This is a genomic window from Psychrobacter sp. AT9 (genome assembly GCF_047272965.1).
Classification (GTDB): Bacteria; Pseudomonadota; Gammaproteobacteria; order Pseudomonadales; family Moraxellaceae; genus Psychrobacter; species Psychrobacter glaciei.
In genome coordinates, this window is record NZ_JBKOTW010000001.1 from 763,269 (window position 1) to 774,995 (window position 11,727).

Annotated in this window: 11 protein-coding genes; 9 read left to right on the forward strand and 2 right to left on the reverse strand. The window is 41.1% G+C overall.

Annotation, left to right across the window (positions count from 1 at the left end):
* Entirely contained in the window at positions 1 to 504 is a 504-nt protein-coding gene (locus ACMFL8_RS03325; protein WP_210541396.1) for a DUF4124 domain-containing protein, read from the reverse strand.
* An 858-nt stretch (positions 505 to 1,362) separates the two neighbouring features.
* Here ACMFL8_RS03325 and ACMFL8_RS03330 point away from each other — a divergent pair.
* The 9 genes from ACMFL8_RS03330 to ACMFL8_RS03370 all read left to right on the forward strand — a co-directional run bounded on the left by ACMFL8_RS03330 (position 1,363) and on the right by ACMFL8_RS03370 (position 10,760).
* Complete coding sequence (locus ACMFL8_RS03330; protein ID WP_189586296.1) at positions 1,363 to 3,195, forward strand: acetolactate synthase 3 large subunit; 1,833 nt, start codon at positions 1,363 to 1,365, stop codon at positions 3,193 to 3,195.
* On the forward strand, positions 3,195 to 3,692 hold the full coding sequence (gene ilvN / locus ACMFL8_RS03335; protein ID WP_010196775.1) for an acetolactate synthase small subunit: 498 nt from the start codon (positions 3,195 to 3,197) through the stop codon (positions 3,690 to 3,692). The genes ACMFL8_RS03330 and ilvN overlap by 1 nt, the downstream gene beginning before the upstream one ends.
* A gap of 168 nt (positions 3,693 to 3,860) precedes the next feature.
* The gene (ilvC, locus tag ACMFL8_RS03340; protein ID WP_010196778.1) at positions 3,861 to 4,877 is read left to right on the forward strand and encodes a ketol-acid reductoisomerase; all 1,017 of its coding nucleotides are present in this window, start codon (positions 3,861 to 3,863) and stop codon (positions 4,875 to 4,877) included.
* A gap of 235 nt (positions 4,878 to 5,112) precedes the next feature.
* Positions 5,113 to 5,538 carry a hypothetical protein gene (locus ACMFL8_RS03345; protein WP_189586300.1) on the forward strand — a complete coding sequence of 142 codons (426 nt, stop codon included), beginning with the start codon at positions 5,113 to 5,115 and terminating at the stop codon, positions 5,536 to 5,538.
* A 355-nt stretch (positions 5,539 to 5,893) separates the two neighbouring features.
* On the forward strand, positions 5,894 to 6,106 hold the full coding sequence (locus ACMFL8_RS03350) for a cold-shock protein (protein ID WP_010196799.1): 213 nt from the start codon (positions 5,894 to 5,896) through the stop codon (positions 6,104 to 6,106).
* Positions 6,107 to 6,369: 263 nt separating this feature from the next.
* Positions 6,370 to 6,930, forward strand: coding sequence for a DUF421 domain-containing protein (locus ACMFL8_RS03355; protein WP_413190069.1), 561 nt, complete (start codon positions 6,370 to 6,372; stop codon positions 6,928 to 6,930).
* A gap of 451 nt (positions 6,931 to 7,381) precedes the next feature.
* Positions 7,382 to 8,131, forward strand: coding sequence for an electron transfer flavoprotein subunit beta/FixA family protein (locus ACMFL8_RS03360; RefSeq protein WP_010196801.1), 750 nt, complete (start codon positions 7,382 to 7,384; stop codon positions 8,129 to 8,131).
* A 132-nt stretch (positions 8,132 to 8,263) separates the two neighbouring features.
* Positions 8,264 to 9,196 (forward strand): electron transfer flavoprotein subunit alpha/FixB family protein, encoded by a 933-nt coding sequence (locus ACMFL8_RS03365; RefSeq protein WP_413190070.1) that lies wholly within the window; start codon positions 8,264 to 8,266, stop codon positions 9,194 to 9,196.
* 373 nt (positions 9,197 to 9,569) lie between these two features.
* Positions 9,570 to 10,760 carry a cupin-like domain-containing protein gene (locus ACMFL8_RS03370; RefSeq protein WP_413190071.1) on the forward strand — a complete coding sequence of 397 codons (1,191 nt, stop codon included), beginning with the start codon at positions 9,570 to 9,572 and terminating at the stop codon, positions 10,758 to 10,760.
* Positions 10,761 to 10,875: 115 nt separating this feature from the next.
* On the opposite strand, the gene ACMFL8_RS03375 is transcribed toward ACMFL8_RS03370, so the two are convergent.
* Entirely contained in the window at positions 10,876 to 11,670 is a 795-nt protein-coding gene (locus tag ACMFL8_RS03375) for a TrmH family RNA methyltransferase (RefSeq protein WP_240216611.1), read from the reverse strand.
* Positions 11,671 to 11,727 lie beyond the last annotated feature (57 nt).

Here is an 11,727-nt window from a genome sequence, read left to right on the forward strand (position 1 = left end):
CTAGGTCGTAGAGCCATTACAATACTGAGTGATGGCTTGTTGCACGCGCTCACGCTTAAGCTCGATTTCGCGACCATCTAAGTATTCACGTTTGCCATCACTATCCATCTCATAGATGCGCCCGCCAACGTTTAGATTGGTTAGGTTATTACGCAGTGATTGACAGCGCTGCGCATTAGCCTGCGCTTCTTGGTCCTTGATACGTGCTTCTAGCTGGGCAACGCGCTGTTCTTCTGCACTTTGAGTAGGTATGTTTTGGTTTGCCTCTGTTTTACCCGCTAGCTGACCTGCGTTATTCTGCCTACCATCGCTACGAAATTCGATCACTTCAATATTTCTGCCTTCTTGCGGCGCATGCTGGCTGTACTTCACTTCACCGTGCGTACCAATCGATTTATACACTTGGATAGCATGACTGGCATTCATTGACAGCATTATCATACATGCAGTACTGATGCTGATGAGCAGCTTGGCAGGGGTATGTATGGTAGACATGTATGCCATAGTAGCGGTCCTCTTAAGGGGGTAAAAAATGAAGGTAGATATTTATTTGAAGGCAGTATTTACATTGATAAATAACAATATGAATACAGTAGCGTTTGATTTTAGCAAATAATGCTTATGAATGTACATTATTTAATAACTAATAGTTAGGGGTGGGTTTTAGAAGTTTTTCTTGACAATAGGACTCAAACCATTGAATATAATAGCAGTTGATTGGTCAGTGAGCGGCTTTTATGATATTGCCGTGGCACTTGAGAATGAGAACTACGGGTTACTTATCGGTAGCTTACGTCGTTTTATTTTCTTTGTGATAATGATATGGCAAAAATGATGATCATAGCGATTATTGTTAATGACTGTATATGTTGTCTCCGGACTTATCTGTCTACAATGACTAAGATAAACTTATTATTTGAAATACGCTAAGTGTGGATTTTTGCGGTTGTATTGCTTGCATTAAATGCAAAACAATATTTGGTTATGATGTTTTTTATTAGCCTATTATAAGATCAGATGATCTTAGGACGTAGTATTGGCTATTAGAATTATTTTATGACTTTAGCTATAGCAGCGCCTCTTTTATAAACACTATCGCTCATAAGTAATAAGCCTCTTTTATAGATGCATTCGTATCTTGTCATGGTATATCGATAAACTCCTGTCACAAAACTGACCCCAAATACATTGCTGTGTTTGAGTATTATCTTGCGTTGTACGACGCGATTGCTTAAATATAGTGGGCAGACATTCTTGATATGGACAAGGATTGGCAATCATTTTTATAAGATTTAAAATAACGCCCAAACGTGGTTGTTTTCTTTTATAAAATAATGCAAATTCTCGCCGCAAAAAAAGGTGATGACAGTGACGCAAACCACGCAAAGTCCGAATATGACGGGACATACCCAAACAGGTAATGCCGCCAAAAATTTTGAAGAAAAGCAACAACGTCTTGCTGAAGGTAGCAAGCAGCCTGTGATGCTATCTGGTGCTGAGATGCTGGTGCAATCGTTGACGGATGAGGGTGTCAAATATATTTTTGGCTATCCAGGCGGCGCAGTGCTGCACATTTATGACGCGTTGTTTCAGCAAGAAAACATCGAACATATTTTAGTGCGTCATGAGCAAGCAGCTGGCCATATGGCAGATGCTTATTCGCGAGTAACTGGTAACACAGGTGTCGTGCTGGCCACGTCAGGTCCTGGTGCTACCAATACAGTAACTGCGATTGCCACCGCCTTCATGGACTCAGTTCCGATGGTCGTGATTTCAGGTCAGGTACCGAGCAGCCTAATCGGTGAAGATGCGTTCCAAGAAACCGATATGATCGGGGTCTCTCGTCCTATCGTGAAGCATAGCTTTCAAGTACGCCATGCTAGCGAAATTCCAATGATTGTCAAAAAAGCCTTTTTTATTGCGCAGTCTGGTCGTCCAGGTCCTGTGGTTATTGACGTACCAAAAGATATGACCGCGCCTAGCGAAAAATATGCCTACGAATACCCAGAAGAGGTGTTTATACGCTCGTATCAGCCTTCAGTGAAAGGGCATGGCGGCCAAATTAAAAAAGCGGTTGAGACCTTATTATCAGCGCAGCGTCCTGTTATCTATGCCGGTGGTGGCGTGATTTGGAGTAAAGCCCATAAAGAGCTGACCGAACTGGCACATCGTCTAAACTTGCCAGTGACCAATACGCTAATGGGTTTGGGAACATTCCCTGGTTCTGATCGTCAGTTCTTGGGTATGCTCGGTATGCACGGTACTTATGAAGCCAACATGAGCATGCATCATGCAGATGTTATTTTGGCGGTTGGTGCGCGTTTTGATGACCGTGTCACTAATAATGTCAAAAAATTCTGCCCGAATGCGACTATTATTCATATCGATATCGATCCAGCTTCTATCTCCAAGACTATTCTTGCCCACATTCCTATCGTTGGTGACGTAAAATCGGTTCTTACGGATATGTTGGAGATTATCGGTGAAGATAAAGAATTGGAGCAGCATGCCCTACTAGATTGGTGGTCACAGATTAATGAATGGCGTAAGCGTCATGGTCTGCGTTATGACACCAGTACCGAAAACGGCATCAAGCCACAAAGTGTCGTACAAGCACTAGACAGAGTGACCAACAGCAACGCCATTATTACCAGTGACGTCGGTCAGCATCAGATGTTTGCCGCGCTTTACTATACTTATCTAGAGCCGGGTCAGTGGCTCAATTCGGGTGGTTTAGGTACGATGGGCGTTGGCTTACCGTATGCAATGGCAGCCAAGCTTGCTAATCCAGATCGTGATGTGGTCTGTATTACTGGCGAAGGCTCTATTCAGATGAATATTCAAGAGCTATCGACATGCCTGCAATATAATCTACCGGTCAAAATTTTGAACCTAAATAACGCTCAGTTAGGTATGGTAAAACAGTGGCAAGACATGCTGTATGAAGGTCGTCATGCGTCATCCTATATGAATTCATTACCAGACTTTGTCAAGCTAGCTGAAAGTTATGGTCATGTCGGTATTAAGATTACTGATCCTGCCACCATGGAAGCACAAATTGCAGAAGCCATGGCAATGAAAGACAAGCTGGTATTTATTGACGTTTATGTCGATCGTAATGAGCATGTGTATCCAATGCAAATCGCTGGACAGACGATGCGTGATATGTGGTTAACCAAAGGGGAGCGTACCTAATGCAACAACAACATCTGATTTCGGTATTGATGGAAAACGAAGCGGGTTCGTTGTCGCGGTTAGTCGGCTTGTTCTCACAACGTGGTTATAATATCGAAACCTTAAACGTCGCCCCAACGGAAGATCCGAGTATTTCGCGTCTGACAGTGACGACGATTACTTCCCCTGAAAGAATTGAGCAGATCACCAAGCAATTGCATAAATTGATTGAAGTGGTTAAAGTGCTTAATCTATCAGACACCGTTCACGTTGAGCGCGAGTTAATGCTAGTCAAAGTTCGCGCAACGGGTAGCGTGCGTGAAGAGATCAAACGCAGCGCAGATATTTTCCGTGCACAAATTGTTGACGTCAATGCCAACCTCTATACGATTCAGATCGTTGGTGATACGGCTAAGCTCGATGGTTTTATCGATACTATCGGTCGAGAACGTGTCTTAGAAGTGGTACGTTCGGGTGTGATTGGTATTGCACGTGGAGAAAAAACACTGAGTATTTAATACGCTTAGTGGCTGAGCAACTGAATAGTTAATCAAAATAATTTTAGTTAGAATCTATCTATTTACCATTAACATAACGCTTATGTTAGTGACCATTTTACGATAATGGCTACTGCATAAGCGTTTATTATCCATGGCACGCCATGATTGAGGAAAAGGACTCTATTTATGAACGTTTATTATGATAAAGATTGCGATCTATCGATTATCCAAGGCAAAAAAGTTGCGATTATTGGTTACGGTTCACAAGGCCATGCACACGCACTTAACCTACAAGATTCAGATGTCGATGTGACTGTTGGTCTACGCGCAAACTCAAGCTCATGGAAAAAAGCGGAAAACGCTGGTCTAAAGGTTGCTGAAGTTGCTGATGCAGTTAAAGCTGCTGACGTGGTTATGATTTTGACCCCTGATGAGTTCCAAAAAGAGCTTTATAACAACGAGATTGAGCCTAACATCAAAGAAGGGGCTACGTTAGCTTTCGCTCATGGTTTCGCGATTCATTATAACCAAGTTGTTCCTCGCAGCGATCTTAATGTCATCATGGTTGCTCCAAAAGCACCTGGTCACACAGTTCGTAACGAATTCACCAAAGGTGGCGGTATTCCAGATTTGATCGCTATCTATCAAGACGCCTCAGGTCAAGCCAAGCAATTAGCTTTGTCTTACGCAGCTGGTGTTGGTGGTGGTCGTTCAGGCATCATCGAAACCACGTTCAAAGACGAAACTGAAACCGATTTATTTGGCGAGCAGGCCGTGCTTTGTGGCGGTGCTGTTGAGCTAGTAAAAATGGGTTTTGAAACGCTAACAGAAGCAGGCTATGCCCCAGAAATGGCTTACTTTGAGTGTTTGCATGAGCTTAAGCTTATCGTTGACCTCATGTATGAAGGCGGTATCGCTGATATGAACTACTCAATCAGTAATAACGCTGAATATGGCGAATATGTGACTGGTCCTGAAGTCATCAATGAGCAATCACGTGAAGCCATGCGTAATGCGCTAAAACGCATCCAATCTGGCGAATACGCAAAAATGTTCATCAGTGAAGGCGCTACTAACTATCCATCAATGACGGCTCGTCGTCGTAACAACGCTGAGCATCAAATCGAAGTGACTGGTGCTAAACTGCGCGGCATGATGCCTTGGATTGGCGGCAACAAAATCATCGATAAAGACAAAAACTAAGTCAATATTTTATGATAATAAGGCTTAAGAAGTCTTAAAGAAACCCGTGTTATCGAGTGATAGCACGGGTTTTTTATTGCTATCAATACAAAGATATTTTTGAAAATGTCTCAATAGTAACGGTTGAAAACTAGCAATAGCACCCAATATAAGCAAGCGTCGTCGGTTCAGTTAGATGACTATGTCGGTGGTTGTTTCTCTTTTTATTTTTTCCATAGATTACAGGTTGTATGTTGTGCAAATATCTTTTCCAGACTGGCTAACGCCGCAATTCGTGTATATTACTCTTAGTGCTGTTGTGGCTGTTTTGATTTGGATCGAAGGTGAGATGCTCAAAGGCACCGATGGCAAGCTGCCACAATCTAAGTTTTTTCAAATCAGCTCGCTGCTAGACACTTCATGGTTTTTTATCTCTGTGGTGATGTTATACGTGATCGATCTAACGCCGTTAGCGGTTGCAGTACCTGCGGCATACGGGATTTATACGGTGTTTGGTTGGGTTTACGGCACCAAATTGTTAAAGCGTAAAGGTATCCCAGATTCACCTAAAGATTTGGTCATACCAGCTAAGTATATTGCTTATAGCCAATCGTTTTCTTTAATATTTTTTGCCCTTTGCTTACTGGTGTTGACCTCACCATGGCTACCTATAGCACAGTAAATGTATGCAAAAAGTGATAGGATCTAATTTTTATTATTGAATATATATAACAAGAATATTAAAATTGACAGTAATAAACAGGGTCTAGAAGAGATAACGAGCCATCAAAATATGATGCCAAAGGGTTATCAAAGGCTTCTTATATTGTTTACAAAACTCTGTAATTTAATATGTTGCAGTCAAAAAAAACTGTTATAATCAAGCTGTACTCAATGGATTTGAGGCAAAAACCATAAGTTATCTCTTTGATATATTATGAGTTTGAGCCGTCGCATTCAGCAAAGAATCTAGGGTATATATCAATTAATCGGTGATGACACACGTCTCGCCAACAGTTAAAGAGTCAGGAAAATTTATGTCAGATAAAGTTGAAGGCACTGTAAAGTGGTTTAATGAAGCTAAAGGTTTTGGTTTTATCGCTCAAGACAATGGCGGACAAGACGTATTCGCTCACTACAGCGCTATCCAAGGTGGCGGTTTCAAAACCCTAGCTGAAGGCCAAAAAGTATCTTTCATCTTAGGTGATGGCAAAAAAGGCCCACAAGCTGAGCAAATCGAAGCCATCTAATTTTAATGGCTGTTGAGTATCACTGTTGACAGTATTCTCAGCAATGTTAATTTTAACAAGATGTATAGATTTCTTTGTTTGTTAAAACAATAAAAATACTGTTTAGACTTTAAAGAAAGGCAACCTCTCATCAGGTTGCTTTTTTTGTGCCATTTATTTCACATTGAAAATCACTGTCGTTAAATACTAGCGGTTTGAACGGTCGATGATTCCAGATAATGTAACGTATTTACGTAATAAAAATGTAGGAAAGAGGGTGTTTTATGAAGTGGCAGACATGGTTTTCAATTGAATGGCAGCAAGTATTAGGTATTTCATTATCAGCGCTTGGGTTTTATTTAGGACTCATGTTATTTACGCGATTGATGGGGCTACGAAGTTTTTCTAAGCTCTCGAGCCACGATTTTGCCATGACAGTTGGTATTGGTAGCATACTGGCCTCAACAGTGTTGTCCGATAGCCCGTCTTTGTTACAAGGCTTATTCGCCGTTGCTGTGCTATTTATGATTCAAGGGGTTATCTCAGTTATCAGACGTAAAGTCAAACCCTTGAAATCCTTGATTGATAATCAGGCCATCATATTAATGGCGCATGGTGAATATTTTTTGGATAACCTAAAAGAAGCGAATTTGAGTACCAGTGATGTGCAAGAAGTACTACGCAAAAATGGGCTCAAATCCAAGAGCGAAGTTTTTGCAGTTATTATGGAAACCACAGGGGACATGAGTGTCATTAAAAATGATAACACCACTCCCGATTGGTCATTGTTTGATGATATTCGTGATAGTGATTTGTTGATTAAGCCTGAGAAAAGCACTTTATAAAGTGTTTTAAGCGCATAAAAAGCATTGAGGTGATAAATAATAACAAAACGTTAAGTAAGTAAGGCGATGATAATGCTATAAAGGGCAAAAGGTTAAGCCGCTTATTAGAATGAAACCGTAAATAATAGGTCTATAAACTATTTTTTTAAGAATAGTGACAAATTTATGACGCATTATTCACGGCACTGCCTTGACCTTAAGGCGCTGCTCGCGCAAGATAGATAGGTCTGATAATAACGGTTGGCTTAGCTTTAACAGATTTGATGAGTAGGGAATAGTAGACCGATACCCTTTGGTATTGTTTTGGCATTTCTGACTATTAATTTGCTGTTGAGGCAGTAACGACCTTAAGTAGCACTTTGAACGACGATTTGAACGACAGTTTAAAAGATGAACCTTTGGTTCTTAACTGACAATTTTTTAATTCATAACATTAATAAACGAGGAACGTATGAAAGCATTAGTAGCGGTCAAGCGTGTCATTGATTATAACGTAAAAGTTCGTGTAAAAGCTGATAACTCTGGCGTGGATCTATCTAACACTAAGATGTCAATCAACCCTTTTGATGAAATTGCAGTAGAAGAAGCCGTTCGTCTAAAAGAAGCGGGTGTGATTGATGAAATCATTGTGGCGTCTATTGGTCCAAAAGAGTCACAAGAGCAAATCCGTGCAGCGCTAGCATTGGGTGCTGATCGTGGTGTTTTAGTATTGACTGACGCCAAGCCTTATCCACTGCAAATCGCTAAGATTCTTAAAAGCATTGCTGAGTCTGAATCTACAGATATTATCCTATTGGGTAAGCAAGCGATTGATGACGACAACAACCAAACTGGTCAGATGCTAGCCGCATTGATGGGCATTGGTCAGGGTACGTTTGCCTCAGAAGTGAAAGTTGAAGGCGATAAAGTTAATGTCACGCGTGAAATCGATGGTGGTTTACAAACGCTTGCACTTGACTTGCCAGCGGTGATTACGACTGATTTGCGCTTGAATGAGCCACGTTATGCCAAGCTGCCTAATATCATGAAAGCGAAGAAAAAGCCGCTTGATGAAAAAACGCCAGCTGATTTTGGTGTTGATATGGCTTCTAAGCAAGAGATTATTAAAGTTGTGCCACCTGCTGAACGTAAAGCTGGTATTACAGTGAAGTCAGTTGATGAATTGGTCGATAAGCTAAGAAACGAAGCAAAAGTAATCTAGTACTTTGTTATAGCGTATTCTGCGTAAAATTATCATGACGTTGCTCGTGTATTTTAAAGCTAAGCGTACGAATAATTTTATGAACAGATGACCACATGAATAGATGATACGAACAAATAAAGGATAAAAACAATGGCAATTTTGGTATATGCAGAACATGACAATGCCAGTCTAAAAAAGGCAACTTTAAACACTATCGCTGCTGCTAAACAAATGGGTAGTGATATCCATGTATTGGTCGCCGGTAGTGGAGCGCAAGCAGTGGCTGATGAAGCAGCAAAAGCTGAAGGCGTGGCTAAAGTACTATTGGCTGACAATGCAGCTTATGAGCATCAATTGGCTGGTAACATAGCGCTATTGGTTGCTGATATTGCTGGCGATTACAGCCATATCATTGCACCTGCTACAACGACTGGCAAAAATTTCATGCCACGTGTTGCGGCATTACTTGATGTGAGCATGTTGTCAGAAATCTCTGCTGTCGTAGATGCGCAAACTTTTGAGCGTCCTATCTATGCAGGTAACGCAACAGCGACTGTTAAAACATCAGAAGATAAAGTGGTATTGACTGTACGTACGACCGCATTTGATCCAGTCGCGAGCGAAGGTGGTTCAGGCACAGTTGAAGCAATCGATAACGTACAAGAAACAGGTAAATCAAGCTTTGTTAACGAAGAGATGGCGAAATCTGACCGTCCTGAATTGACTTCAGCTGGTATTGTTGTTTCTGGTGGCCGTGCATTGGCCAATGGTGAAAACTTCACTAAGTACATCGAGCCATTAGCCGACAAATTAGGCGCAGCGGTTGGTGCATCACGTGCTGCTGTTGATGCAGGCTATGTACCAAACGATATGCAGGTCGGTCAAACGGGTAAAATCGTTGCACCAGACTTATATATCGCTGCTGGTATCTCAGGCGCGATTCAGCATCTAGCTGGTATGAAAGATTCTAAAGTCATCGTTGCTATCAACAATGACCCAGAAGCGCCTATCGCTAGCGTTGCGGATTACTTCTTAGAAGCTGATTTGTTTGAAGCATTGCCTGAGCTAACCAGCAAGGTGTAAGCTTGAACGATTAAGCGTCTGATATCGCTTAATCTATGATAAATCGTAAAGCCTCCGATTCAATGAATCGGAGGCTTTTTTATGGGATATTTTAGATGCTGATATTTTCTATGCCACTTTTTATATCGCTGTAATTTAGCTTATTTTTATTACTATTTTCAAAATGGTAATACGCCTTAGAATTTATCTAGATTTTATAAGACCTATCAAAATGAGTGCACACGCTAGTCAAATCGATAAATGTCAGCTACTATACTGATAATATCATTTGATTTGTATTTTTTTAGATTGATCTGACTATAGATGACTAATGATAGACCAATTAATTAGTACGTTAAGGGATTAGGAGATACTAATGGAGGCAGGATTAAACATGTCAAAACGCTTACCTCAGGAATGGAATGATTGGGTAGCAACGAATATGATGCGCGGCGTTCGAACAGAGACAATCGTTCAAACGCTAAAGGATAATCGCTTTTCAGATGCTCAAATAAAAGTCGCACTGAGTGATGATTTTAAGGTAGCAGCAAACGACAGTAAACAACCGATTCGTAGGCTACCAAATAACTGGAAAGAATGGGTCGCTACCAATTTGCTTGAAGGCACGAGTAAAAACAGTATTGCGAACGTATTGACGCAGCAAGGGTTTAGTCATGCGGAGATATTACTAGAAATAGAGACGGCTTCTAAAAGTCCTTACCTACAAGCAGGCGTTAAAGCCGCTAAGCTCCTAAAAAAACGAGAATGGCTGCTTAGCACCTGCGATGACTTGGCCAAGTTAGATCCTGGTTATAACAAGCAAATTGATGTGATCGATACGCCACCGTTTGAGGTGTTTATTAAAGATTACTATAGTAAACATAAGCCTGTGGTACTGAAAAAAGGCATTGATCATTGGCCAGCATTAAAAAAATGGAGCCCACAGTATTTTGCAGATACGTTGGGAGATGCAGAAATTCAGGTGCAGTTCAACCGCGAGAATGATGCGCTTTTTGAACGTCATTCTGATAAGTATCGTAAATCAATGCCGATGTCTGAATTTGTCAGTATGATAGAAAATGACGGTGAAAGTAACAACTATTATATGACTGCTAATAACACGCAACAAAACGTTGAAACCATTAAACCGGCACTTGATGACATCGGTGATTTTGGTAAAGGTTATCGACAGCTTTTAGACAATGATGCGGCCTTTAGTACGTATTTTTGGATGGGACCCAAAGGAACATTTACACCGCTACACCACGATTTGACCAATAATATGCTGGTTCAAGTATATGGTGCTAAGAAAGTAACATTGATTCCAGCATGGCAAGTACCTTGGTTATACAATGATTTGCACGTATACAGTGAAGTAAATTTTCCTACTTTCGATCTGAAGAACCATCCTTTGATGCGGCATGTGACCCCAGTTGAAATCACTATTGAAGCTGGCGATGCGTTATTCATTCCTATCGGGTGGTGGCATTGTGTGAATGGACTGGAAAAATCTATTAGTATTAGTTTTACTAACTTTAATGCACCGAACAACTATTCTGCAAGCTTTATGGAAGCACAAAACTGATGTGTATGTAGAGTTGAGTGAATCAGATCTAAATAAAAAAAAGACTGAATAAATATATTTATTCAGTCTTTTTTTTATCAATCTTTTATCTGTACTACATAAATGACACTGCGCTTTAGGAATAGCTTCTTTGACGTAGCGTTTCATATAAGCATAATGAGCCTGCAATAGCGACATTGAGGCTTTCTTGACCATTGGGCTGTGGTAGAGCGATAGGGGTGGCGCACTGCATCAGTTCATCGCAAACGCCTTGACCTTCATGTCCCATAATCCAAGCGATTGGTTCTTTTAAGTCATGTTGATAAATAATTGTATCGGTATGTGAACTGGTCGCTAAAAGTGGTACTTGGACATAATCTAAGATGTCTTGCACACTTAGACCTTCATAGATAGTTAGGGCAAACTGCGCACCCATACCTGCTCTTAGCGTCTTAGGAGACCATGCTTGCGCTGTGGCATCGGTACAGAGTATGTTTTTGATACCAACTGCTGCTGCGGTGCGTAGTAGGGTACCAACATTACCACTGTCTTGGACATCATTCAGAATCAGGCAGTCATCATTAATTATCGCTAAGCTAGGCGTCGGTATATTAATAAGCGCCATGATATCGATACCCGTACCCAAGCTACGAATACTCTCATATAGCGAGTCTGATAGCGTTAGAATAGGCGTATAGGTTGGCAGACGAGTTAAAACCTGCTGCACCTCAGAATGGTTATGGGCGGATTCTGCTAGCAATATTTGGGTAAACGGGTAGTCGCTACGTAGAGCTGCATCGATGAGATGAATCCCTTCGATGACAGTCTGACCTTGTTTTTTGCGCTGTCGAGCTTGCGCCAATAGGGCCTTGACCAGCTTGACCGTCGTATTTTTATCTGAGGTAATCAGCTCGGTGGGATTTGCTACCATAATGGATCGCTTAGAAAAAAAGATAGAGAATTTGGACACTCATTATAAATCAACATC

Coding starts and splice junctions, on each gene's coding strand:
- ACMFL8_RS03370 (WP_413190071.1), top strand. CDS start 9,570: ATGTCAAAACGCTTACCTCAGGAATGGAATGATTGGGTAGCAACGAAT.
- ilvC (WP_010196778.1), top strand. CDS start 3,861: ATGAACGTTTATTATGATAAAGATTGCGATCTATCGATTATCCAAGGC.
- ACMFL8_RS03350 (WP_010196799.1), top strand. CDS start 5,894: ATGTCAGATAAAGTTGAAGGCACTGTAAAGTGGTTTAATGAAGCTAAA.
- ACMFL8_RS03360 (WP_010196801.1), top strand. CDS start 7,382: ATGAAAGCATTAGTAGCGGTCAAGCGTGTCATTGATTATAACGTAAAA.
- ACMFL8_RS03355 (WP_413190069.1), top strand. CDS start 6,370: ATGAAGTGGCAGACATGGTTTTCAATTGAATGGCAGCAAGTATTAGGT.
- ACMFL8_RS03375 (WP_240216611.1), bottom strand. CDS start 11,670: ATGGTAGCAAATCCCACCGAGCTGATTACCTCAGATAAAAATACGACG.
- ACMFL8_RS03325 (WP_210541396.1), bottom strand. CDS start 504: ATGGCATACATGTCTACCATACATACCCCTGCCAAGCTGCTCATCAGC.
- ACMFL8_RS03365 (WP_413190070.1), top strand. CDS start 8,264: ATGGCAATTTTGGTATATGCAGAACATGACAATGCCAGTCTAAAAAAG.
- ilvN (WP_010196775.1), top strand. CDS start 3,195: ATGCAACAACAACATCTGATTTCGGTATTGATGGAAAACGAAGCGGGT.
- ACMFL8_RS03330 (WP_189586296.1), top strand. CDS start 1,363: ATGACAGTGACGCAAACCACGCAAAGTCCGAATATGACGGGACATACC.